The 23,147-nt window shown below is 62.9% G+C and carries 20 protein-coding genes and 1 pseudogene; 14 read left to right on the top strand and 7 right to left on the bottom strand.

What is annotated here, in order from left to right; translation table 11 throughout:
- Positions 1-815: 815 nt before the first annotated feature.
- Entirely contained in the window at positions 816-1,019 is a 204-nt protein-coding gene (locus J2Y48_RS19655; protein WP_310421363.1) for a cold-shock protein, read from the bottom strand.
- Positions 1,020-1,382: 363 nt separating this feature from the next.
- Between J2Y48_RS19655 and J2Y48_RS19650 the strand changes: the two genes are divergently transcribed.
- Entirely contained in the window at positions 1,383-2,540 is a 1,158-nt protein-coding gene (locus J2Y48_RS19650; protein ID WP_310421361.1) for a PHB depolymerase family esterase, read from the top strand.
- A gap of 600 nt (positions 2,541-3,140) precedes the next feature.
- Here J2Y48_RS19650 and J2Y48_RS19645 read toward each other — a convergent pair.
- Entirely contained in the window at positions 3,141-5,249 is a 2,109-nt protein-coding gene (locus tag J2Y48_RS19645) for a catalase (protein ID WP_310421359.1), read from the bottom strand.
- A 690-nt stretch (positions 5,250-5,939) separates the two neighbouring features.
- On the opposite strand from J2Y48_RS19645, the gene J2Y48_RS19640 reads away from it, so the two are divergent.
- A complete protein-coding gene (locus J2Y48_RS19640) occupies positions 5,940-6,371 on the top strand; it encodes a MucR family transcriptional regulator (protein ID WP_405030263.1) in 432 nt (143 codons plus the stop codon).
- A 564-nt stretch (positions 6,372-6,935) separates the two neighbouring features.
- Positions 6,936-7,247 (top strand): succinoglycan biosynthesis protein exoi, encoded by a 312-nt coding sequence (locus J2Y48_RS19635; RefSeq protein ID WP_310421355.1) that lies wholly within the window; start codon positions 6,936-6,938, stop codon positions 7,245-7,247.
- A gap of 238 nt (positions 7,248-7,485) precedes the next feature.
- On the opposite strand, the pseudogene J2Y48_RS19630 reads toward J2Y48_RS19635, so the two are convergent.
- A pseudogene (locus tag J2Y48_RS19630) lies at positions 7,486-7,605 on the bottom strand (histidine phosphatase family protein); the annotation flags it as partial.
- Positions 7,602-8,705: an inositol-3-phosphate synthase gene (locus J2Y48_RS19625; protein WP_310421353.1), complete on the bottom strand. Its 1,104-nt coding sequence runs from the start codon at positions 8,703-8,705 to the stop codon at positions 7,602-7,604. The pseudogene J2Y48_RS19630 and the gene J2Y48_RS19625, both read right to left, overlap by 4 nt.
- 141 nt (positions 8,706-8,846) lie before the next feature.
- On the opposite strand from J2Y48_RS19625, the gene J2Y48_RS19620 reads away from it, so the two are divergent.
- On the top strand, positions 8,847-10,592 hold the full coding sequence (locus J2Y48_RS19620; RefSeq protein ID WP_310421351.1) for a hypothetical protein: 1,746 nt from the start codon (positions 8,847-8,849) through the stop codon (positions 10,590-10,592).
- Positions 10,593-10,665: 73 nt separating this feature from the next.
- On the opposite strand, the gene J2Y48_RS19615 is transcribed toward J2Y48_RS19620, so the two are convergent.
- The 3 genes from J2Y48_RS19615 to J2Y48_RS19605 form a co-directional block, all read right to left on the bottom strand.
- On the bottom strand, positions 10,666-11,685 hold the full coding sequence (locus tag J2Y48_RS19615) for a Gfo/Idh/MocA family oxidoreductase (protein WP_310421349.1): 1,020 nt from the start codon (positions 11,683-11,685) through the stop codon (positions 10,666-10,668).
- Positions 11,682-12,665 (bottom strand): zinc-binding dehydrogenase, encoded by a 984-nt coding sequence (locus J2Y48_RS19610; RefSeq protein WP_310421347.1) that lies wholly within the window; start codon positions 12,663-12,665, stop codon positions 11,682-11,684. Before J2Y48_RS19610 ends, J2Y48_RS19615 begins: the two co-directional genes overlap by 4 nt.
- A gap of 100 nt (positions 12,666-12,765) precedes the next feature.
- Positions 12,766-13,317: a DUF1003 domain-containing protein gene (locus J2Y48_RS19605; RefSeq protein ID WP_310421345.1), complete on the bottom strand. Its 552-nt coding sequence runs from the start codon at positions 13,315-13,317 to the stop codon at positions 12,766-12,768.
- 165 nt (positions 13,318-13,482) lie between these two features.
- On the opposite strand from J2Y48_RS19605, the gene J2Y48_RS19600 reads away from it, so the two are divergent.
- The 10 genes from J2Y48_RS19600 (at position 13,483) to J2Y48_RS19555 (ending at position 22,973) form a co-directional block, all read left to right on the top strand.
- Positions 13,483-14,589 carry an SDR family NAD(P)-dependent oxidoreductase gene (locus tag J2Y48_RS19600; protein ID WP_310421343.1) on the top strand — a complete coding sequence of 369 codons (1,107 nt, stop codon included), beginning with the start codon at positions 13,483-13,485 and terminating at the stop codon, positions 14,587-14,589.
- The gene (locus J2Y48_RS19595; protein ID WP_310421341.1) at positions 14,586-15,710 is read left to right on the top strand and encodes an NAD-dependent epimerase/dehydratase family protein; all 1,125 of its coding nucleotides are present in this window, start codon (positions 14,586-14,588) and stop codon (positions 15,708-15,710) included. The genes J2Y48_RS19600 and J2Y48_RS19595 overlap by 4 nt, the downstream gene beginning before the upstream one ends.
- A gap of 68 nt (positions 15,711-15,778) precedes the next feature.
- Positions 15,779-16,852 carry a glycosyltransferase family 4 protein gene (locus J2Y48_RS19590; protein WP_405030265.1) on the top strand — a complete coding sequence of 358 codons (1,074 nt, stop codon included), beginning with the start codon at positions 15,779-15,781 and terminating at the stop codon, positions 16,850-16,852.
- A gap of 3 nt (positions 16,853-16,855) precedes the next feature.
- Entirely contained in the window at positions 16,856-17,968 is a 1,113-nt protein-coding gene (locus tag J2Y48_RS19585; protein WP_310421337.1) for a glycosyltransferase, read from the top strand.
- A complete protein-coding gene (locus J2Y48_RS19580) occupies positions 17,965-19,050 on the top strand; it encodes a glycosyltransferase (RefSeq protein WP_310421335.1) in 1,086 nt (361 codons plus the stop codon). Before J2Y48_RS19585 ends, J2Y48_RS19580 begins: the two co-directional genes overlap by 4 nt.
- Positions 19,047-20,159, top strand: a complete 1,113-nt coding sequence (locus J2Y48_RS19575) for a glycosyltransferase (protein ID WP_310421333.1) — start codon at positions 19,047-19,049, stop codon at positions 20,157-20,159. Before J2Y48_RS19580 ends, J2Y48_RS19575 begins: the two co-directional genes overlap by 4 nt.
- A gap of 13 nt (positions 20,160-20,172) precedes the next feature.
- A complete protein-coding gene (locus J2Y48_RS19570) occupies positions 20,173-21,234 on the top strand; it encodes an SDR family oxidoreductase (protein WP_310421331.1) in 1,062 nt (353 codons plus the stop codon).
- A gap of 292 nt (positions 21,235-21,526) precedes the next feature.
- Entirely contained in the window at positions 21,527-22,288 is a 762-nt protein-coding gene (locus tag J2Y48_RS19565) for a BON domain-containing protein (RefSeq protein ID WP_310421567.1), read from the top strand.
- A 49-nt stretch (positions 22,289-22,337) separates the two neighbouring features.
- Positions 22,338-22,487 (top strand): hypothetical protein, encoded by a 150-nt coding sequence (locus tag J2Y48_RS19560; RefSeq protein ID WP_310421329.1) that lies wholly within the window; start codon positions 22,338-22,340, stop codon positions 22,485-22,487.
- Between the two features lie 24 nt (positions 22,488-22,511).
- The gene (locus J2Y48_RS19555; protein ID WP_310421327.1) at positions 22,512-22,973 is read left to right on the top strand and encodes a YbhB/YbcL family Raf kinase inhibitor-like protein; all 462 of its coding nucleotides are present in this window, start codon (positions 22,512-22,514) and stop codon (positions 22,971-22,973) included.
- Positions 22,974-23,147: the final 174 nt, after the last annotated feature.

Below are 23,147 nucleotides of genomic sequence, written 5' to 3'. Positions count from 1 at the left end.
AAGGATTGAGGAAAGTTATCGGCCTTCCTGACGTACGTGAGCGGCGGTACGTCGCGCGAGGGCCGCCGTTGTATGCCCGCCCTCCTGGGACGCATCGTGCGTGACGCCCCGACCTTGGCCTGGCGGAAGGTGTCAGCTACGATGCATCCTGTGTCGGGATGGGGGGCGCGCGTTGCGCTGCTCAAGCCGAAACCGGCCTGTCAGTCTCGGCCAAGAATGAACGTCATCGCTCGTCCGCTTCGCGCCAATTGCGGACGTCGTCCCCTGAATAATATCCTGCTACTGACGCTTGCTGACTCTCGCTTTTCCGGGATCGGTTGCGTCTTCGCAATTCGCGAAAGGGAAGTGCGGGATCGCCCTTATGCTGACACGAGCGTAAATCATCGGAGCTGGAACTCAATCCGGATAGGCGGGAACCAGTGCGCCCGCGGCGTAAAAGCGGTTTTGATCAGCAGCCGGATGCAGGCATCGTTGTCGGGTCGACATTCGGCAATAGTTGCCCGAGGAGCCAGTCGGCTCATGTACGTGCGCTCCGCTATGTTATCTCACGGTTCGAGGCTCAAAGCTGCAAAAGGGCCGTAAGCGGTCACCGCGTGGCTCCGACGCACTCGGCTATGGAACTGTGCTCGGGCGCAGATAACCCCATTGATGTTGTTTGGGGTCTTTGGGCTAAATTTTACAGGCAAGCCCTTGATAGTAAAGGGAGGGCCACACAAGCAGGAGAGGGAAGGCGCTTGAACGTCACCTGATAAGCGAGCGGCGTAGGAGGGGGAGGTGGAAACCGCCGCCGATGCGTTCGTGGCGGTAGCGACGCCTCAAAGAGGTCTGACGTTTTCAGCCTTGGACTTTCCAGTCTTGCGGTCCTGACCGAGGTCGTAGCTTACTTTTTGTCCGTCTTGGAGCGAGCCCAAGCCCTGCAGAGCGGATACATGCACAAACACATCGTCCCCACCGTCTTCGGGTGTAATGAAGCCAAAGCCCTTGTTCTGGTTGAAAAACTTTACGGTCCCGGTGGCCATGTTCCATCCTCTTTGGGTTTATCGCCGTGAAACTTATCCCGCGATCGGCCGCCATGCAATGTATTGAATGTGCAGGGGCAGACGACGAACTGGCGACATGTACAGATTTCGCCGATCACGCCGAAAAGCGGAGTTGGATGAAATCTACCTTGGGATTTCTACGTCGTGTGGCGACATAGGCAACCGCACCCCATCTGTTGACGCAGTAAGAATTGTGAGCGACCGCATAACGAGCTAGCGCAACTGACCACAACTATCGACGCCAGTTCCCGCATTGTTTTGTGCGACGCAGCAACCAATCGCTCGCAAGTGCGTTGGTGAGTGTCGGCATCGGGTCGGCCTCTTGCAAAGCGGGATTTTCAAATGAGGAAATTGTCGGATACCATTGCCCGGCTCGCCGCGCTCAAAGCTGCGCAGCGTCAGGTGAGCCACCGCGCCCCGCGTAACCGGCTAAAGGACATGGAGTTGACCGGGGCCAATCCCGGAGCCTTGAAAGCGAGCACATTCGTTCCCGACAATCTGGCATCCGGCAGGCCGCTCGTGGTGGCCCTGCATGGCTGCACCCAAAGCGCGGCCGCATACGACGAGGGCTCAGGATGGTCGGACCTCGCCGATCGATACCGGTTCGCGCTGCTGTTTCCGGAGCAGCAACGGTCCAACAACGCCAACCTCTGTTTCAACTGGTTCGAACCGGAGGATGCGAAACGAGACGCGGGCGAAGCGCTCTCGATCCGGGAGATGATCGAAACCATGGTGGCGACCCACGGCCTGGATCGCGACCGCATTTTCATTGTCGGGCTATCGGCGGGTGGGGCGATGGCATCCGTAATGTTGGCCATTTACCCCGATGTCTTTGCTGGCGGGGCCATCATCGCCGGATTGCCCTTTGGTAGCGCCTCGAGCATGCCCGAAGCGTTCGATCGCATGCGTGGCCATGGCGGCCCAGGCGAATTGCGGCTGCAGAAGTTGGTTCGCGACGCATCACCCTGGCGCGGGAAGTGGCCGGCGATTTCGGTGTGGCACGGAACGGCCGACAATGTCGTAGATATATCGAACATGGAGGCAATCGTCCGGCAGTGGGCAGGGCTTCATGGCGTCAAGATATCGGACTATGTCAGCGAGACTGAACAGGGATTTCTGCGCAAGGTCTGGCATGGCGCGGACGGGCGAGAATGCATCGAATCCTACACAATCCCTGGCATGGGTCACGGCACGCCGTTGGCAGCGGCTGGTCCGGACAGCTACGGAAAGGTCGGTCCGTTCATGCTGGAATCTGGCGTATCCTCCACTTTGCGGATCGCGACATTCTGGGGCCTTGCTGACGCCGCGCATGATCGTCGCGGCACAGAGACGGCGTCACAAGAGTATGTCCACAGGGGCGAGATACTCGTGCCCGGTGCACTCACCGACAAACTTCAGGAGGAGGGGACGGGTCGCCGATTTGGGACGAAGAACGCGCACGCCGCTGGCATCCAAAAAACCATCGAAGACGCGCTCCGTGCAGCAGGGCTGATAAAGTAAGACTAAGACTTGATCCATGACACGGAAGCGCGGAATTCATTTATGTTCTTGAAGGTCGACTAATGTGAATGTTGACGGCGCACAAGGGGGATCCGAGCGTCCTAGAACTTCTGTTGTCTCCGCCGAGATTCGATTCGGTCATCGGGATGCAGGTTTCCATTCTCGGTCGCCGTAGGCATGGCCCTTCCTTGCTGCTGTCTTCCCGAAACCGCGCACGCCGGAACTATCCTCCCTGTCCACGCCTTCGAAGGGAGAGCTGGACTTGTTTCTCGAACCCGCATTGCCTGGAACGTCATACTGAACAATTTGACTTCCGCCGACCGGCCTTTTTCTGTGGTTTCGTCCAGTCCCTAGCTTATCCCACGGGCGACGAGTCTGCGGGCGCGCGAAGTCCGGCTTTTAATGGTGCCGACCGAACATAACGCGAAGGCGACGGAACTCCGGCGAACTCGATCTCCGCTTTAAGGTCGGCTCAGCGGCGGCGTCTATGACCGGCTTGCGGGTGCGAAGCAGCACCGCCGGTTGGGGCAAACAAGTCGCCTCGCATCCTTCCGGAGAAGGCTCACGCCGGAACTGCGGATCCGCAACACCCAACTTGGGCTACTGCAATTTAGTCGACGGTTCCCTAGCCCAGACCCGAAGCTTGCCAAGTTCACTGACAAAAGCCTCGACAGTGTCGCTGCCAAGTTCAACGACGCCTTCGTCCAGTTCGGTGACGCCTGCCTTCTCCAACAATGGGATGGCCGCGGCGGCATACCCGATGAACTTGCAATGCGCGAACGCGTCGGCAACAAAGTCTCGCGCCGTCGCTTCCTTCAACAGGTCGGGGACAAAATCTGCCCCGGGGATCAGAGCGAGCGCGTCATAAAGGACGGACGGCCCACCATCGATCATCTGCTGAGCGGCTAGGAATGCACCATCTGACATCGTGACCCCGCCAACCGTTGGGGCGATGTATTCCACAATGCCCTTCTCACCTGCGATCGCACCTGCCAACGCCTGAACCAGTGCGGCGTCACTTCCGTCGGTGACCAGTATTCCAAGCTTCCTGCCTTCGAAGCGCTTCGGACCGTTCTTCACAATACTTAGGGCAGGGGACGGGTCGAGATCCTGTCTGGGTTCGACGGCGGTGTCGGCGGGCTTCGGCATCTTTTTAATTCCCAGTGCGTTCGCCACTTTGCTTGCGAGGGTTTCGTCGATATTCAGCAGATGTGACACCATCCGTTCGCGGATTACCGGCGTTTCGACCTTACTCAGTTCGAAGGTCAGAGCCATGGCGATGTGGCGCTGCTCGGGAAGGGTTTGGCTAATGAAGAACTGTCGTGCCTGGCTGTAATGATCGGCAAAACTCTCGGGCCTGAGGCGCACCTTTTGCCCAACTTCGTCGGAAGGGAAATGACGGTATCCTGACACCGGAGACTCGCGCGGCCCCTCGCCCCAGGAGTTCGGCTGATAGTTCGCCCGGCCGATCGGGTTTCTCATCGCCATGTGGCCGTCCTGTTGGAAGTGGTGAAAAGGGCACTTCGGAGCGTTGATCGGCAAGTGGCTGAAATTCGCACTCCCAAGACGCTTTAACTGCGTATCGAGGTAGGAGAAGTTCCGCCCCTGGAGTAGCGGATCGTTGCTAAAGCCGATCCCGGGGGGGACATTTTGCGTCATGAACGCCACTTGTTCTGTTTCGGCGAAGAAGTTGTCCGGCATGCGGTCGAGAACGAGTCGTCCGATTGGCTCTACGGGGAGGACCTCCTCCGGAATAATTTTGGTTGGATCAAGAACGTCGAAATCGAAATTGTTGGCGAACTCTTCGTCGAACAACTGCACGCAGAGCTCCCATTCCGGGAAATCGCCCGACTGAATGGCATGCCAAAGGTCGCGCCGATGGAAGTCCGGATCCGCACCGTTGATTTTGACCGCCTCGTTCCAGACGACGGATTGGAGGCCCAGCTTTGGCTTCCAGTGAAACTTTACGAACGTCGATTCTTCCTTTGCGTTGATGAAGCGGAACGTGTGGACCCCGAACCCTTCCATGAAGCGGAACGAACGTGGAATGGCCCGATCCGACATTACCCACATGATCATATGCATGCTTTCAGGCGTCAGGCTGATAAAGTCCCAGAAGTTGTCATGGGCCGATTGCGCTTGTGGGAACGCCCGATCCGGTTCCGGCTTTACCGCGTGGATGACATCCGGAAACTTGATCGCATCCTGAATAAAGAAAACCGGAATGTTATTTCCGACCAAATCCCAGTTGCCTTCCCTGGTGTAGAGCTTGACGGCGAAACCGCGGACATCACGGGCAAGATCGAATGATCCTTTGCTCCCGGCAACGGTGGAAAAGCGCACGAATGCAGGCGTCTTCTCGCCAGGACGCTGGAGGAAGTCGGCCTTTGTATAGTGCGCCAACGACTCATAGGTCTCGAAGAAGCCATGGGCACCATACCCTCGGGCATGCACTACCCGCTCAGGGATGCGTTCGTGGTCAAAATGGAAAATCTTTTCTCGAAAATGGAAATCGTCGATGACAGCCGGCCCGCGCGCGCCGACACGCAAGGAGTTTTGGTCGTCGTCGATCGGTGCACCCTGAGCGGTCGTGAGGATGTCATGCCCGTCCTCGGCAACCTGGTGAAGCTCTCCGCCCTTACCTCGGTGGAGGTGCTGATCGTGGATGGTTACTAGTTCGTCTTTCGGCGTTGAGGCTTTGCGCACCATGTCCCATCTCCTTGTCTACGGTTTACGCACAAAGTCGCGTCGCGCGAAGAAGTTCCACCCGCGGAACATTCATATGGGAGGAGGTGGACGGCCGGCGCATGCGCAGCATGTCACTGTAAGAGCGGCTGCCTGGTAGTTCAGCGATGGCTAGCGCATGAAAGTGATTTTGACCTCTCCAAGTAACCGGGCCGCTTTTCAACAGTGTGCGCCACCGCTCTTTCGCCTCTAGGGCCGCGACGTCGATCCGCCCTGGCGCGCACTGCGCTCGCTGGCGCTTACCGCTACCTTCGGCCACGCCATCGCGCGGCTGACCACTGCGAAGTGACTGTTGTCCCGACTGGTAACTGCCGCAATATGGCCGCTGGATGATGGTCGCAGGGCTCGTTCTGGTTCGACAGCGCCCAGGCGGCGAGGGGCGTGATGTTTCGCGAGATCGAAAGGTGGCCGCGGCTCCTCTTCGCGACATCTACCTCCCGAATCTACATATCGACGTCGCTGAAGGTGAATTCTAGACACTTTCATTGAGAGCAGCGCCCAAACGCCAGGGCGCGTAGAATGACATGCCAGCCTACAGTGGCCATTCTCATCCATCCTCGATCATCTCACGGGTTTCCCGCTGCTTTTCCGTGCGCTGACCGACGAGGGCTTGTATAAATTGGTCAAGACGCGCTAACCGCATCCGCTCAATAGATGGAGTCAAATTTGTCCAACGTTGAACGCAAGAACGAACTGGCGCAACTGACCGCTGATGTGGTTTCCGCATACGTCGCCAAGAACGTAACCCCGCAATCCGCCATTGCCTCTTTGATCTCTGATGTTCACGCGGCCCTGAGTGACTTGGGCAAAGTCTCTCCGACGTCCCCAACGACTGTCGCCGTGGAGGAAAGTCAAAAGCCTGCCGTGTCGATCAAAAAATCGGTTTCGCCTGACGCCATTATCTGCCTCGCGTGTGGCAAGGCCTTCAAGTCGCTAAAGCGGCACCTCCACACTCACGGGCTCGCGCCGGAAAATTATCGCACAAAGTGGAAGCTCTCGCCGGACTATCCTATGGTCGCTCCAAATTATTCGGAAGCTCGCTCATCCTTGGCGAAGCAGATGGGCCTTGGCCAGCGACGCGCGTAGAAGCCAAGAGCGCAGCTACCGCACAAAAGTAAAGCAAAGGAGCCAGGAATAGCGTCGTTAGCGAAGCATGATGGACATTAGAGACAAGCCAGAAGGGGCGCCCCTGCGCCCTCTCGTATCGGGCGACATGCATTGAGCCCTATAGCCATGCGCGGGACATAGGTGTTGTCATACGCCCTGTATGTACGATAACGCGATGCCGCACCATTGGACGTGGGCCGAAGCATAGCTCACACGAAGCCGAGGCGCATACACAAGGGATCGGCTATTGCCCCGCCAATTATGGCACCGGTTCCCGTAGTACCTCAGGCGCTGCAATCATAGCTGCCTCCGCTAGGACGGCTGCTACTGCCGTCATGCTGGCGACGGCAGAGCGACGACCGTGTCTACGTTGCTCTCTCAAGAAAACACAGCGTTAAAGAGGGAATATCGTTTTGATCCCGGAAGGCCAGATGAAGCCTTGTCGCGGGATGACTCCTCCGCTTCATGAATCCGTTCAATCAAAGATTACTAATAATCTAATGTAAGCACCGTGCTATCTCAACGTCAAAGGGGGATTGCTCCATGCGCTATCAGAAGTTTCGTCAAAAGCGGCCTTCCTTGATCAGGAGAGCACCCGGTATTTTAGTTCTTGGTGCGCTGGCTACTGCATTGGTGGTGTTCTCCACCGACACCGGCAGGATGTCGTCTGTTGCCGCTCTCGCCACGGGCTGCAGGATCAAAGGAAACATCAGCATTGGAACCGGAGCGCGCATCTATCACGTTCCGGGGCAGGAATATTACTCTGCGACCAAGATCAGTTTGCAGCATGGGGAAAGGTGGTTCTGCACGGAAGCTGAAGCTCGCGCCGCGGGATGGCGTACGGCGGGAAAATGAAGGAGGGACTCATCGTTTTCCGTCGCCAACAATAAGGTCTCGGACTTTTACCGAATCGCGATAGCCTTCCCGATACAAGCGTATGACTTTCCTCGCGAGAGCATGAGCGTTGTCAGCATCCACCGTTGGACGTTCTGCGATGACTAATTCGAAAATACTCTGCAACGCCTTCATATCTGAAGGCTGGCAAGCCCGCCCGACCGGTGAGGTCCAAGGGCAGCGCCTCAGCGAACTTGCGTAGGCGGCGTGCCTGCGCCCGGCCCGGTTCGCTCAGCGCCACGCCACCCGCGCGGCCGGCGAGGAAACGGCCGACGTTGTCGTGGGCGGCGTGGCGGACGAGGAAGAAGGTCGTGGTCACTCCGCCGCCCCCCGAAGCGCCCCGTCCTCGTCGGCAATGAACTCTTCGACGAGGCGCCGGGCTTCGGCATCGGTGAACTGCCGGGGCGGCGACTTCATGAAATAGCTTGCCGGCGCCACCAGCGGTCCGCCGATGCCCCGGTCCAGTGCCAGCCTGGCGCAGCGGATCGCGTCGATGACGACACCGGCGGAATTGGGCGAGTCCCAGACCTCGAGCTTCAGCTCGACATTGAGCGGCACGCCGCCGAAGGTTGTTCCCTCAACGCGGATATAGGCGAACTTGCGATCGGCGAGCCACGGCACGTGATCGCTCGGCCCGACATGGATGTCGCCGGGTTGAAGGGGCACGTCGAGCTGGCTCAGCACCGATTGCGTCTTCGAGACCTTCTTCGATTCGAGGCGCTCCCGCTCCAGCATGTTGAGGAAATCGGTATTGCCGCCGAAGTTCAGCTGGTAGGTGCGGTCGATGCGGACCCCGCGCTCGCGAAAGAGAGTGGCGAGCATCCGGTGGACGATGGTCGCGCCGACCTGACTCTTGATGTCGTCGCCGATCAGCGGCAGTCCCTTCTCGGCAAAGCGCCGCTGCCACTCTCGACTCGAGGCGATGAACACCGGAATGCAGTTGATGAAGCCGCAACCCGCCGCAAGCGTCTGCTCCGCATACCAGCGTGTGGCCTCTTCGGAGCCGACCGGCAGATAGGAAACGACGATGTCGGTCTCGGTGCGCCGCAGGATCTTGGCGACGTCCACGATCGGTTCGCCGGATTCCTTTATTTCATCGCGCAGGTAGCAGCCGATGCCGTCGAGCGTCGGCCCGCGCATGACGCGCACGCCGATCGGCTCGACGTCGGCGAACCGATGGGTGTTGTTGGGCGGTGCGTAGATCGCCTCGGCCACATCGCTTCCGACCTTGATGGCGGCGACGTCGAAAGCGGAGACGACCTCGATGTCGCCGACGCGATAGCCGCCAAGGTCGACATGCATCAGGCCGGGTACCGGCTCGTTGTCGGTGGCGTCGCGGTAGTAGGTCAGTCCCTGGACCAGCGAAGAGGCGCAGTTGCCGACCCCGATGATCCCGATGCGAATGCTCCTCGAAGCCATTTTTCCTTGCTCCCCGGCATCTACAATCCTCACCGAACCGGTTCGACCCTGAATGGTTCCCTGCAAATATTCACGGCGGCAGAGGTGTCGGGGACCATTTCTGCCGATCGGATGTTTGGGCAGACCGACGGAGGTGCGGCGATGCTGGTTTATGGCGATCTGGAGCGGGTCGAGGCGGGGGCTTCCCTGGTCGCCGGGATCGACGTGGCTCTGTCGACCTGCCTGCGCCTGCCGGCCGGCCTCAAGCGCCACGCAGCACTCGTGAACGCATTCCTGCGCGCCGGCCAACTCGCCCAAGGCATCGCCGATGCCGAATTCGAGGGCAATGGCGCCGACGAGGACACGGATTCCCAAAGGGCGTGCGCGCGGTTGCTGACGGAGTTGGCATGCACCGTCCTTGCGTCGTGGAACAACGGCTTTACCGGCGCCTTGCCGTTGCCGACCGATTGGCCGGGAAAACTTGCCGCGCTTGCGACGGATATGCGGCTTCGTATCCGGGAGCCGGAGGGCCACGCCTTTTACGCGCTCTACCCTGAGGGCTACGGTGAAGCCGCCATGCGCTCCCGACTTGCGGCCGATACCGTCGTGATCGGCATCCGCAGCATCGGGACCGGACTGGCCGCCATCGTCGCCGCGGCCCTCGACGCCGAACCTCCGGTCACCGTCCGCCCCGTCGGGCATCCCTTCAAGCGAGGACTGCGAGTCGGACCGCAACTGGCGGAGCGGCTGCTGTCGAGCCCAGATGCCTGTTATGCGGTCGTCGATGAAGGGCCGGGACTTTCCGGGAGCTCGTTTGCGAGCGTAGCCTACTGGCTGACCGGTCACGGGGTAAACAGGCGCCGGATTCACTTTTTTCCGAGCCACGGGGGCGGCTGCGGGATCATGGCGAGCCAGACGACCCGCGAAAACTGGGAGAGATCTCCACGCCATGTGCTCGGCCTCGAAGACTTGCTGATGGGTGCGGTCGATCCCCACCACCGGCTCGAGACATGGATCGCCTCCTGCACCGGACCGCTGCTCGGCTCATTGCGGGACATCGGTGGGGGAAAGTGGCGCGAGTTCCGTTTCACCAGCAGGGCAGATCGCCCCCCTGTTGACGGCCTCCACGAGCGGCGGAAGTATCTGGTGCGGGCCCATTCGGGCACGTGGTGTGCGCGGTTCGCCGGGATCGGCGAGCTGGGGTTTCGCAAGTTGCGAACGGCGCGCGTCCTTGCCAAGGCCGGGTTCTGTCCACCTGTGGCCGGGGTCTGCCACGGCTTCCTCGTCGAGAGATGGATTGACGGCAAATCGGTGGATGCGGGCGCCTTCAGCCGTCCGCAGCTTGTGGAGCGGATCGGTCGTTATCTTGGTTTCCGAGCGGCGCATCTCGAGGCACCAGCGGCGGGCGCCGACCCCGAGCGGCTGTTTGCCATGGCGCTCGCCAATACCGGCGAGGAGCTGGGCGCGGAAGAGGCGTCGGCGCTAAAGAGTATGCTCGGGCCGGCGGAACGGCTGCAGGGACAGTTGATGCCCGTCAACACCGACAATCGTCTGCACCGTTGGGAATGGCTCGTGACGCCGGACGGTCGGCTGGTCAAGACTGACGCACTTGATCACAGCACCAGCCACGACCTGGTCGGACCGCAAGACATCGCGTGGGACGTCGCCGGCGCCGGCGTCGAGTTCGACCTTTCGCCCGACGAGCGCGGCAAGCTTGCGGCAGTCGTTTCGCTTGCAGCGGGTAGAAGTGTCCGTGCCGAACTGGTGGAGGCCCTCCAACCCTGCTACCTCGCCTTCCAGATCGGGCTGTGGCGCCGGGCAAGCGAGAGCGGGGAAGCCGCCGACCGTAACCTCGCGCTCGCGATGGTCCGGACCTATTCCGCAAGGCTGTCGCGCATGCTGCGCTGACAGAGTGGGAGCGGGAACAGCGCCGCCAAGGGACCGTTGTCGCTCCCAGCGTGCTTGATTGTGCCTAAGATCATCATCCGTAGATGGCATCGACGACCCGCGCCACCGCTTCGAACTCAACGCACGAGTCGTCAAAACAGGCGCCACCATAAACTCTGCGTACCCAATCGGCCGCCGCCCTGCCGCCCCAGTCGTCCGGACCTGATGTCAGCGTCGTCGTCGATGTCCGGTCGAAGCGCTCGGCCACGAAGTCGTAGAACGAACCGTCGACATTGCGGAATGCGCCGCCGCCTTCGGAGCCGTAGACGGTCGCGCCGATGACGGCGTCGCGGCCGGCATTGAGCCGCCAGGAGCAGGCAAGGCGCACGACGGCGCCTGTGCGGAGCGCAAGCGTTGCCACGGCGAAGTCCTCCACTTCTTCTGAACCGCGGTGGATCGGCCGGGATTGATGGAAGAGATGGCTTTCGACGGAGACGACCTCCGGAAAATCGAGCAGCCAGAGCGCCAGGTCGACCAGATGGACGCCAAGGTCGATCACGCATCCACCGCCCGCTCGCGCCCTGTCGTAGAACCAGTCCTTGTCCGGACCGTAGGCGTTGTGAAAGGTCAGGTCGATGGCGAAGATCTGGCCGAGCCGGTCCACGGACACCATCTCCCGCAATGCTTGCATGCCGGCGGTGTGCCGGTAACAGAAATCCACCGCCAGAAGCCTATCCGACCGCCTCGCCGCCTCGATCACCGCAAGGGTTTCCTTCCGGGATCGTGCCAGCGGCTTCTGGCAGAACACCGCATAGCCACTGTCGAGCGCGGCGATCGCCTGCTCGGCGTGGAACGCATTCGGCGTGGCGATCACGATGCCGTCCAACCCCTGTTCAAGCATCGACCGATAGGTAGGAACGACGGTCGCAAGCGGTGCGATCGCCAAGGCCTCCTCGATCATCGCGGAGGCCGGGTCGCAAAGTGCCACCGCCTCCGCAAAACCGGTCTCCAGCATTGCCTTCATGCGGTGGCGGCCGATCCAGCCGACGCCGGTAAAGCCGAGCCGCAAGGGGCGGGACGCAACACCGCCGACGCTGCTTGCCGTTTCGCTCATGAGCAGTCCACCAGCGCCTTGACGAACCCCTCGGGACGATCGCGCGTCACGTCAAGCGCTGTATCCAGCTCTTCGAGCGGGAAGGTGTGCGTGTAGAGGGAAAGGGGGGACAGACGGCCAGCGACCACCGCATCGAGGGCTTCGCGCATTCCGCGGACGTAGACGGCAGGATCGCGCTCATGCGCGTTGATTACGTCGAGGCCGCGCCAGTTCCAAAGCTGCATGTTGACCTGCCGCGGGCCATCCTGGTGATAGCCGGCGATGACCAGCCGGCCGCGCTCCTTCGTCAACTCGCCGGCAAGATCGAGCGGCCACTGCTTGCCGACGGCCTCGACGACGCAATCGCAAAAGCGACCGCCCGTGCGGTCGCCGACTTCACCGATGGCGCGGGCATGGTCATTCATCGGGATGCAGGCGACTGCGCCCATCCTTGCGGCGAGCGCCAGCGCCGAGGAGCGGCGGGATATAGCGATGACGTGCGCGCCGGCCGCGGTCGCAAGCTGCGTCAGAAGCGCGCCGAGAAAGCCGATCCCGACAATCGCGATCGTCTCGCCGGGAACGATCGCGCTGCGGCGCAGGATATTCATGACACAGCCGAGCGGCTCGCCCGGAAACGGCATGCCGTCGAGCGCCGGCGGCAGCGGCACGATCGCCGACCGATCGGCCAGGTCGTGCGTGGCGTAGGCATGATAGGAGAGGGCGGCGACGCGTTCGCCGATTGCGACGTCCGACACACCTTCGCCGACGGCATCGATCCTTCCCCAACCCTCATGCCCGAGTCCGCCGGGATCGGTCGGGAATGTCATCCATTCCGGACCAGCCCAGGGCGTGAGGTTGGAGGCACAAACACCGCAGCCTTCCAGCCGAATGCGGACCTGACCCGATCCGGGTTCAGGGATCGGTAATCTCTCCACCTTCATCCGGCCCGGACTGGTGACAATCGCCGCCCTCATATCGCGCAGCACTGTGGACACGTTCATGGCAGGTCCCTCCGCTCGCACGCCCTGTCCGAATGCGCTCATAACTCGAAGGTGGCTGCCAGGTTCCCGCGGGGTATAAAGAAGCTGGCGCTTGTCCGCCTCAGTCCGCCTTGCGCTTACGCTCGATGCGGTTGAGGACCGCTTCCGGAGAGACGGTCTGCTTCAGGTCGTCCAGTTCCTCGGGCTTGACGTCAGTCTCAACATCGAGCCGTTCGGCAATGGCCGAGACGAGGGCGATCAGGCGCGTGGTCTCGTGCTCTCCGAGGAGAGAGATCTGCAGGTTGAGGTCTGCGCGCCGACTTTCCACCTCCATCATGCGATTCTGACTGATCAGCACGAACGTCGTAATGAAGATCGCCTCCACGGAGGCCACCATGGCGAGCATCACGAAGGACGGATCGAAGATTGGCACCGGCGGAAACCAGCCGAGGTTTGCCAACACCCAAAGCACCACTGCCGTCAGGTGGATATAGACGAAAGTCATACTCCCGACGAAGCGGGTTATCGCATCGGCGACGCGCGTCTGCAGCGTCATCGCACTTTCCGCAGCGCCCTGGCGGGAGAGGAGGACGTCAATATTGCGGTCCAGCACTCTCGAAACTCGATCGTCGTCGGCATCGCAGGGCGACGGGACTTCCGTATTCCGGTTCATTCGCGACATCCGCTTTGAGGATAGGACTCTGCCAACGCGACGGAAACCGAAGGGTTCCCACGGCCGGGCGGCACGGCCACTATAAAGAACCCTGAATGGAACATTCGCGGGATACCGTTGTTGTGGCGCATCTATAACGTTTGTACCTAACACGCAGGACCTGCCATGGCACGGATACTCGTCACCGGAGGTTGCGGCTTCATCGGCCGCCATGTCGTCGAAGAACTCCTCGCCCACGGGAATGAAGTACGGATATTGGACGCCCTTATCGCGCAGGTGCACCAGGACGCGCAGACGGATGTATCCGAGGAGGCCGAGATCATCCGCGCCGACGTGCGCGACGGCCGTGCGGTGCGCCGGGCGCTCGAGGGCGTCGCCAAGGTGGTGCACCTCGCCGCCGAGGTCGGCGTTGGCCAATCGATGTATGAAATCTCGCGCTATGTCGGTACCAATGACCTCGGGACGGCCGTGCTGCTCGAGGCGATGATCGGCCTTCCGATCGAGCGCGTGGTTGTCGCCTCGTCCATGAGCGTCTACGGCGAGGGCCGCTACGTGAGCGAAACGGGGGAGCGACTGGAGGTCGTGCGCTGCTCACGCGGTCGATCCGTTGACCTGGGATGGGATCCCACCGGACCGAATGGCGGCGCGGTCACACCGGTTCCCACCGACGAGGCGAAGCCGGCTGATCTTCAATCGATCTATGCTCTCACCAAATTCGCGCAGGAACGCCAGGTGCTGATCTTCGGGCGAACCTACGGCATCGATGCCGTGGCGTTGCGGCTGTTCAACGTGTTCGGCGCCGGCCAGGCGCTTGCCAACCCCTACACGGGGGTGCTTGCGAACTTCGCATCGCGCCTCGCCAACCGCCAGCCGCCGATCCTCTTCGAGGATGGCCGCCAGCGACGGGACTTCGTCCACGTGCGCGACGTCGCCCGCGCCTTTCGGCAGGCGCTGGAGGAGCCGCAGGCGGCAGGCGAAGCGATCAACATCGGCAGCGGGCAATCCTATTCCATCGAAGAGGTCGCAAGGTTGCTGGCGCGGGAAATGGCGGTGCCGCACATCGCCCCGGAAATCACCAACAAGGCGCGCAGCGGAGATATCCGCAACTGCTTTGCGGATATCTCAAAGGCCAAACGCCTGCTCGGTTTCGATCCGCAGCACATGCTCGAACGATCGCTGGAGGACTTCGCCCTTTGGGCTCGGACAAGCGGTGCCGTCGACCGTGGGCCGGAGATGAGGCGGCAGTTGGAAGAACGGGGGTTGGTTTCATGACGGGCAGAAACCTTTCACACGCAACGCGCGACAAGGCAGGGTCGCGGCCGGCTTTCAACGGACGGACGGCTCCGGTCCTTGTCGTCGGCGGCAGCGGATTCATCGGCTCGAATCTGGCCGACAGCTACCTCGCGGACGGCGAGAACGTTATCGTGCTCGACAATCTCAGCCGCGCCGGCGCCGAGGAAAACCTCGACTGGCTGAAAACCCGGCACGGCGCACGCGTGCATCCCGTCATCGCCGACATCCGCGACGCAGCGGCGATCGAACCAGCATTTGCAGATGCGCGTGCTGTCTTCCATTTCGCCGCACAGACGGCAGTGACGACCAGCCTCTCGCACCCGCTCGAGGATTTCGAAGTCAACGCCCTCGGAACACTCAATGTGCTCGAGGCGGCGCGGAAGGCTGGTCGGAACGCGTCCGTCATCTTTGCCAGCACCAACAAGGTCTATGGCGCGCTCGGCGACCTCGGTGTTGCCAAGGCGGGCGACCAATACCAGCCGACCGACGAGGCGATCCGCATCCACGGCGTCGGCGAGGATCGCCCGCTCGACTTTTGCACGCCGTATGGCTGCTCCAAGGGCGCGGCGGACCAATATGTTCTCGATTACGCGACGAGTTTCGGGCTTCCGACCGCGGTGCTTCGCATGAGCTGCATCTACGGCCCGCGCCAGTTCGGCACCGAGGACCAGGGCTGGGTCGCCCATTTCCTGAGGCGCGCGATCAGTGGCCGAAGCATCACGCTGTACGGCGACGGGCGGCAGGTGCGTGACGTATTGCACGTCAGGGACGCGGTGGGCGCCTACCGGGCGGTACTGGATGAGATCGGCATGCTCGCCGGACGCGCCTTCAACCTTGGCGGCGGCCCGGAGAACGCCGTCAGCCTCCGAAGCCTCCTGAACGAAATCGAAACCCTGCTCCACCATCCCGTGGCCTGCGAGCACCGGGCATGGCGACCGGGCGACCAGCTCTACTACGTTTCCGACACGCGAGCGCTTTGCAAAGCCATCGGCTGGCGGCCTCGGATCGGCTGGCGGCCCGGTCTTTCCGACCTGTGCGACTGGATCCGCGCCAGCCGTCCAAACCCGGCGGAGATGCAGCACAGGAGGGGCGTTGCATGAACGCCCGATCCGGAATCGACCGGCAGGCGACCGGGTGCGGCGATCGCGCCCGAGGCTGCCGCGTGCTGATGAGCGTCGACGCGGTCGGCGGCGTCTGGCGATACGCCATGGACCTCGCCGGCGGACTGCGCCGGGAAGGTTGCGCCGTGGTTTTCGCCGGCTTCGGTCCACCCCCTTCCGATGTGCAGGCGGCAGAAGCATCGGCGATCGGGACGCTCGTGTGGCTCGACGCCGATCTCGACTGGACCGGCGAGGGGGAGGAGAGACTCGATCGCATCCCCGCACTGATCGAAAGGCTTGTCCGGGCCTTTGCGATCGACCTTGTGCACCTGAATGCGCCGTCACAGGCGGCCGGGCTCGACGTCTCGGTGCCGGTCGTCGCCGTGTCGCATTCCTGCGTCGTCACCTGGTTCGAGGCCGTGCGGGGCAGCGGCGTGCCGGAGAGCTGGGCGTGGCACGAGCGCCGCAACCGGCACGGCTTCGAAAGGGCCGACGTCGTGATCGCGCCGAGCCGCAGCCATGCCGACGCGCTTCGGCGGTGCTACGGCCCCGTGGCGCGGCTGGAGGTGCTCCACAACGCCTGCGCTTTGCCGGTCGAGCAGCGTCCGAGGCAAGCCTTCGCCTTGGCCGCCGCCAGGTGGTGGGACGAGGGCAAGAACGGCGCAGCGCTCGACCGGGCGGCCGCACAGTGCCGCACCCCCGTGCTGATGGCCGGAGCGTTCGCGGGGCCAGAGGGCAGCCGGTTTGAAGTTGCCCACGCGCGAGTGCTCGGCGAACTCCCGCATGCACAGGTGGCCGCGCTGATGGAAAGCGCCGCGATCTTCGTTTCGCCGTCGCTGTACGAGCCGTTCGGACTTGCGGCCCTGGAAGCGGCACGCAAGGGCGCGGCGCTAGTGCTCGCCGACATCGCGACCTACCGGGAACTGTGGGATGGGGCCGCGCTGTTCGCCAATCCGAAAGATCCAGGCGCGATTGCCGCCGCGGTCGACCGACTTTCAGACGATCCCCGCCTCAGGAGCCGACTTGCGCAGCATGCAGGCGAACGGGCGCTGCAGTTTTCTCTTGAGCATCAATGCCGGCAGGCGCTCGACGTCTATGCCCGTGCGCTGGAGCGCCCGCAAAGGATCGAGGCGGCGGAGTAGGCCATGAAATTTGTTTTCTACACGCACTCGCTGATTTCGGACTGGAACCACGGCAACGCGCATTTCCTGCGCGGGGTGATGCGCGAACTGGTCTTGCGTGGGCACGAGGCGGTGGCGCTGGAGCCGGCGAATTCCTGGAGCCGGCGTAACCTCATTGCTGACCAGGGCCATGGAGCGATTGCCGCCTTTCATCGCACCTTTCCGGGTCTTCGCTCGAAAATTTATGATGCAGCGTTCGACCACGAGGCGGAGACGGATGACGCCGATGTCGTCGTGATGCATGAGTGGAACGATCCGGCGCTGGTGGGCCGGCTCGGCCGAATTCGCCGCGACGGCAGCCGGTTCTTGCTGGTCTTCCACGACACCCATCACCGCGCCGTGTCCCGCGGCAGCGAACTCGCCCATCTCGATCTCGGCGACTACGACCTGGTGCTGGCCTTCGGCGAAACGCTTCGTCAGCGCTATCTCAGTGCCGGCTGGGGGCGGCAGGTCGTGACCTGGCACGAGGCGGCGGACGATCACCTCTTCCGGCCGGTTCCCGAGATCGCAAGGACGGACGACCTCCTCTGGGTAGGCAATTGGGGCGATGACGAGCGCAGCGACGAGATCATGGCCTACCTGGTCGGACCGGTCCGGCAACTCGGCATCCGGGCCGCCGTGCGCGGGGTGCGCTATCCCGCCGAAGCCATCGAACTGCTTAAGAGATCCGGCGTCCGTTACGGCGGCTGGATCGCCAACGCCGAAGTCCCGCGCGCGTTCGCCGGCAGCCGCCTCACCGTGCATATTCCACGCCGGCCCTATGTTCAGGCCCTTGCCGGGATCCCGACGATCCGCGTCTTCGAGGCACTCGCCTGCGGGATTCCGCTGGTCTCGGCACCGTGGCAGGACAGCGAAGGCTTGTTCCGGCCGGGGCAGGACTTTCTGTTTGCCCGAAGCGAAGGCGAGATGGCGCGGCACATTCGCGTAATTCTCTCGGACCCGGATCTCGCCGCGGCGCTGTCTGCTTCCGGACTTGAGACCGTTCGTGCGCGGCATACCTGCCGGCACCGCGTCGACGAGCTTCTATCGATCATCGCCGGGCTCGGCAGGACGCCACTACGGGAGACGGCCGCATGAAGATTGCATTCTACGGTTCGAGTTTGTTGTCGGCCTATTGGAATGGGGCTGCAACTTACTACCGGGGGCTGCTGCGCGCGCTTGCCGCGCGGGGCCACGCGATCACCTTCTACGAGCCCGACGTCTTTGATCGGCAGGACAATCGAGATATCGATCCGCCCGACTGGTGCTGCGTCGCCGTCTATCCGGGCACCGTGCCGGCGCTGAAGGTGGCTGCCGCGGAGGCGGCCGCAGCGGACGTCGTCGTCAAGGCGAGCGGCGTCGGCTTCGAGGACGACCTTTTGCTGAAGTGTCTGATTGCCGCAGCGCGGCCGGGCGCACTGAAGCTGTTCTGGGACGTCGACGCGCCTGCGACGCTCGCCGCTGTGCGGGCTGACCCCGCCAATCCGTTGCGGCGCGCGCTTCCCGGCCTCGATGCCGTGCTCACTTACGGCGGCGGCGAGCCTGTGATCGAGGCCTATCGGGAGGTCGGTGCCAAGCTCTGCGTGCCGATCTACAATGCGCTTGATCCGGAAACGCATCGGCCAGTGCCGCCGAAGCCGCAATTTGCCGCCGACCTCACTTTTCTGGGCAATCGGCTCCCAGACCGGGAGGCACGGGTGGACACATTCTTCCTGCAGCCTGCCAGGCGCCTTTACCGCCGCCGATTCCTGCTCGGCGGCAGCGGCTGGCAGGACAAGTCGATGCCGCCCAACGTCCGTTACCTCGGTCACGTGCCGACCCGCGACCACAACGCCCTCAACACCTCGCCGCTCGCGGTCCTGAACATCTCGCGGCAGGACATGGCGAAGATCGGCTTCTCTCCGGCGACCCGCGTCTTCGAGGCGGCAGGCGCCGGGGCCTGCCTCATCACAGACGCCTGGGAAGGGATCGAGCGTTTCCTGGAACCCGGCAAGGAGGTGCTGGTCGCCCGCGACGGTCACGACGTCGAAGAGATCCTCTCGCAACTGACGCCAGAGCGGGCTGCCGAAATAGGCGCCGCCGCGCTGCAGCATGTGTTGCGACACCACACCTACGAGCAGCGCGCAGCCGAGGTCGACCGCTTTCTCGAGATGCTCGCAACACGGGAGGCGGCTGAATGACAAAACCGCTCGACATCGTCGTTCTCGGCCTGTCGCTTTCGTCCTCCTGGGGCAACGGCCACGCCACGACATACCGGGCCCTGTTGAAGGGGCTGGATGCGGAAGGGCATCGGCTGCTTTTCCTCGAACGCGACGTCCCCTGGTATGCGCAAAATCGCGACCTCGCCACCCCCGGGTTCTGCGCGCTTTCGTTCTACTGCGACTTGCCGGACCTGCTGGCGCGCTTTTCGAACCGGCTGGCGAGTGCCGATTCGGTGGTGGTCGGCTCCTACCTGCCGGACGGCGTTCGCATCATCGATGCGTTACATGCCCTGCGAAGCGAAGGTCTCTGCTTCTATGACATCGACACGCCCGTGACGCTGGCAAAACTCGACCGGGCCGACGAGACCTATCTGGCGCGACGACAAATCCCCGGTTTCGACCTCTATCTTTCCTTTACTGGCGGCCCGGTTCTGGAGCGGCTGGAGCGGGTATACCGCGCCCGGCGTGCGATCGCCCTTTATTGTTCCGTGGACGCGGAGAACTATCGCCACAGCGGCGAAGCGGCGTGCTGGGACCTTGGCTATCTTGGCACCTACAGCGAGGACCGCCAACCCGTGCTCGAGCGCCTGCTGATCGAGCCGGCCCGTCGGTTGCCGCAGATGCGCTTCGTCGTTGCCGGTCCGCAATACCCCGCCACCATCGACTGGCCGGGCAATGTCGAGCGGATCGAACACCTGCCGCCGGCGCAGCACGCTTCTTTCTACAGCCGCCAGCGCTTCACGCTGAACGTCACCCGCGCCGACATGGTCGCTGCCGGCTGGTCGCCGAGCGTGCGTCTGTTCGAGGCGGCGGCCTGCCAAGCGCCGCTCATCAGCGACTTCTGGCGCGGCCTCGACGAGTTGTTCGGCACAGCGGTCGTGGTCGTCGACGATACCGCCGATGTGGTTCGTGCGCTCACGACGATAAACGAGCCCCGGAGGCAAGACCTTGCAGCGCGGGCGCGCGCCTGCGTGCTCCGTCGTCATACCGGTCAGGTCCGTGCGCGTGAGCTCGCCTCGGCGCTCCAATGCCTGGGCCTGAGAGAAAAGCAGAGGCTCTCACGGCAATCCCGACAGACGCAGGTATAGAAGGAAGGTTCCGATGTTGCAGCGACCCAATGCTTTCGGCGGCAAGACCGTGCTCGTCGCAGGCGGTGCCGGTTTCCTCGGCTCTCATCTTTGCGACGCGCTTCTGGGGCTTGGGCACCACGTCGTCTGCGTCGACAGTTTCCTGACAGGATCATTCGAAAATATCGCGCCACTACAGAACCATCCGCGCTTTTCGGTGGTCCGTCACGATATCTGCGAGCCGTTGGCTGCGATGATCGCGCCGCTGCACCAGATCTACAATCTCGCCTGTCCCGCCTCGCCGCCGCGATACCAGGCTGACCCAATCCACACGATGTTGACCAGCGTTGCCGGTACGACCAACCTGCTCAAGCTTGCCGTGCAGCACCAAGCCGCGTTCCTGCTCGCCTCCACCAGCGAGATTTACGGCGACCCGGAGCAGCACCCGCAGGACGAGAGCTATTGGGGGCATGTCAACTGCACAGGTCCGCGTGCCTGCTACGACGAGGGGAAACGCGCCGCCGAGGCGCTCTGCTTCGACAGCCTGAGGGCCGGCTCGGTCGATGCGCGGGTTGTGCGTATCTTCAACACCTACGGACCGCGGATGCAGCCGGATGACGGTCGGATCGTCTCCAACCTGATCGTGCAGGCGCTGCGCGGCGAGCCGCTGACGATCTTTGGCAGCGGACAGCAGACGCGTTCCTTCTGCTACGTTTCCGATCTCGTCGACGGACTGATACGGTTGATGAACGTCGAGCCCAATCCGGGCCTGCCGATCAATCTCGGCAACCCCGGCGAGTTCACCATCGCCGAACTGGCGGAGATGGTGCTGGCTCGCGTGCCGACACGGTCCAAGATCGTGCATAGGCCACTGCCGACCGACGATCCGAAGCGCCGCCGCCCCGACATCTCGCGCGCTAAGGAACTGCTCGCCTGGGAGCCGAAGGTAGTCCTGGCCGAAGGGCTGGAGCACACGGTCGCCTGGTTCAGCCAGAAGATCCCGCCGGCGATGGCGGTCCCCAGGCGCGCGCACCGTCCGATGGCTGAACTCGAACATGGTGCGACAAGGCCGGGCGATGAACTGCCTCACGAATGACGACTATCCAATAAAGCTGCGGGAATTCGATCCTTGATCGGTCCCGCCGTCCGCTGTCGCGCCCAGATTGAAAGCGCTGGGCGGGGACATTGACGCTGCCCGCCCTGTTCGCGATGGACACGTTTGCATTGGGAACTTTTGGTTCTCTGCGCGGTTCTGCCCCACTCATCCAGACAAGGAGAAAATTCCGATGGCAGACGATTGGTATGAGGATATGCGCGACGATCGTGGAAACCGTTCCCGCGATGGGCGCCAGCAGGGCCGCCGGCAGGGCGGCGGCTACCAAGGCGGAATGCGCTCCTCTGATGAAGGGCGGGGAGAAGGTCGCCGCTGGCGCGGTTCGGACTTCGATCGCGGCGACCGCGATATGTGGACCAGTGACGATCTCGGCTACAACGACCGCGGCTACGGCTATTCCGCCGGCAGGTACGGCATGAGCGGTGGCGGCTACGGTGACCGCTACGGCGGCGGCTACTACGGCACCCAGGGCCGCGGCGCGGGCGGCTACCGCGACGATTACAATCGTGGCGGTGATTACGATCGGGATTATGATAATCGCCGCGGCTTCATGGATCGCGCCGGCGACGAAGTGGCTTCCTGGTTCGGCGACGAGGACGCGGCCCGACGGCGGCGGATGGACCAGCATCGCGGCAAGGGCCCGCGCGGCTATACCCGCTCCGATTCCAGGATCGAAGAGGATGTCAATGACCGCTTGAGCGATGATCCCTATCTCGACGCTAGCGATATCGAGGTGAAGGTGTCGAACGCAGAAGTCACCCTGAGCGGACACGTCTCCAGCCGCCAGGACAAACGCCGCGCCGAAGACTGCGCCGAAGCAATCTCGGGCGTCTCCAACGTCCAGAACAACCTGCGCGTCAAGACCCGCAATGACAGCGATTGGGCAAAGTCGCAGACCGGCACGTCAGGCTCGAACCGAAGCACGAGCGCGACCGGCTCGACGGGCAGCACAAGCACGACCACCGGCGCGACCGGAAGCTCGGCTGGAACGATGGGCTCGACGGGTTCGATGGGCCGAAGCACCGACCAAACGTGACGAGCAGGACCGCCGACCCACAGTCTGCGGTCCTCACGCGAAGAGTGACATGCAAAGTAGAAAGACACAAATAGCAGGTGCGGACTTCGACGTCTCGGCCGACCTGAAGCAGTCGCAAGTGGGCCAAGCGGGCCTTCCCAAGGAACGCGACCTCGAGCAGCGGGGCGAAAGCGAGCATCGCAAGCGGCGCGGGCACTAGAGCTCGACCGAACAGGAGGCTCCAGTGGGGTTTACGCTGATGAGTCCCGCCTTCGCCGAAGGCGGGACAATCCCTCTCAAGTACACGCGGATGGGCGAGAACCTTTGTCCGCCGCTGAAATGGACGGGCGCGCCGGAAGGCACGCTCAGCTTCGCGCTGGTCATCGAGGATCCGGATGCACCCCGCGGAACGTTCCGGCATTTCGGGTTGTCCAACATACCGTCGGATTGGACCGAACTGCCGGCAAGCGCCGACACCGCGCCGGACCACGGGTCGCGCTTCCACAAGAACGATTTCGGCAATGTGCGCTACGACGGCCCCCAGCCGCCACCGGGCAGCGGACCGCATCGGTATGTCTTCCGGCTCGCCGCCCTTGACGTCGCGCGGCTTGGCCTGCCGGACGCGGTTGATGCCGCGTCGATGTGGGCGGCAGCCCGCAAGCACAGCGTTGCGGAAGCGACCCTTACCGGCCTTTACGAGCGATGAGCTCGAACTGGACAACGGCCGAGCAGCTGCGCGGAAATGCTGAGCCGCGAGGGTACCGACCGCGTCGGTTCGCCCAGGCGAACCGCTGGAACAACCGCGCTCCCATGGCCGCTTCACGGGGTTCGGCCTGATGCAGATGTTCGGACCGCGGCATATTCAGCTTCGAAGCGGCGG

This window comes from Mycoplana sp. BE70 (genome assembly GCF_031455855.1).
Taxonomy (GTDB): Bacteria; Pseudomonadota; Alphaproteobacteria; order Rhizobiales; family Rhizobiaceae; genus Mycoplana.
This window is presented reverse-complemented; position numbering and strand designations above follow the sequence as displayed.

Coding starts and splice junctions, on each gene's coding strand:
- J2Y48_RS19655 (WP_310421363.1), bottom strand. CDS start 1,019: ATGGCCACCGGGACCGTAAAGTTTTTCAACCAGAACAAGGGCTTTGGC.
- J2Y48_RS19565 (WP_310421567.1), top strand. CDS start 21,527: ATGCGCTCCTCTGATGAAGGGCGGGGAGAAGGTCGCCGCTGGCGCGGT.
- J2Y48_RS19625 (WP_310421353.1), bottom strand. CDS start 8,705: ATGGCTTCGAGGAGCATTCGCATCGGGATCATCGGGGTCGGCAACTGC.
- J2Y48_RS19580 (WP_310421335.1), top strand. CDS start 17,965: ATGAAGATTGCATTCTACGGTTCGAGTTTGTTGTCGGCCTATTGGAAT.
- J2Y48_RS19570 (WP_310421331.1), top strand. CDS start 20,173: ATGTTGCAGCGACCCAATGCTTTCGGCGGCAAGACCGTGCTCGTCGCA.
- J2Y48_RS19585 (WP_310421337.1), top strand. CDS start 16,856: ATGAAATTTGTTTTCTACACGCACTCGCTGATTTCGGACTGGAACCAC.
- J2Y48_RS19615 (WP_310421349.1), bottom strand. CDS start 11,685: ATGAGCGAAACGGCAAGCAGCGTCGGCGGTGTTGCGTCCCGCCCCTTG.
- J2Y48_RS19640 (WP_405030263.1), top strand. CDS start 5,940: ATGGAGTCAAATTTGTCCAACGTTGAACGCAAGAACGAACTGGCGCAA.
- J2Y48_RS19635 (WP_310421355.1), top strand. CDS start 6,936: ATGCGCTATCAGAAGTTTCGTCAAAAGCGGCCTTCCTTGATCAGGAGA.
- J2Y48_RS19605 (WP_310421345.1), bottom strand. CDS start 13,317: ATGAACCGGAATACGGAAGTCCCGTCGCCCTGCGATGCCGACGACGAT.
- J2Y48_RS19560 (WP_310421329.1), top strand. CDS start 22,338: ATGCAAAGTAGAAAGACACAAATAGCAGGTGCGGACTTCGACGTCTCG.
- J2Y48_RS19590 (WP_405030265.1), top strand. CDS start 15,779: ATGAGCGTCGACGCGGTCGGCGGCGTCTGGCGATACGCCATGGACCTC.
- J2Y48_RS19595 (WP_310421341.1), top strand. CDS start 14,586: ATGACGGGCAGAAACCTTTCACACGCAACGCGCGACAAGGCAGGGTCG.
- J2Y48_RS19645 (WP_310421359.1), bottom strand. CDS start 5,249: ATGGTGCGCAAAGCCTCAACGCCGAAAGACGAACTAGTAACCATCCAC.
- J2Y48_RS19575 (WP_310421333.1), top strand. CDS start 19,047: ATGACAAAACCGCTCGACATCGTCGTTCTCGGCCTGTCGCTTTCGTCC.
- J2Y48_RS19600 (WP_310421343.1), top strand. CDS start 13,483: ATGGCACGGATACTCGTCACCGGAGGTTGCGGCTTCATCGGCCGCCAT.
- J2Y48_RS19650 (WP_310421361.1), top strand. CDS start 1,383: ATGAGGAAATTGTCGGATACCATTGCCCGGCTCGCCGCGCTCAAAGCT.
- J2Y48_RS19610 (WP_310421347.1), bottom strand. CDS start 12,665: ATGAACGTGTCCACAGTGCTGCGCGATATGAGGGCGGCGATTGTCACC.
- J2Y48_RS19620 (WP_310421351.1), top strand. CDS start 8,847: ATGCTGGTTTATGGCGATCTGGAGCGGGTCGAGGCGGGGGCTTCCCTG.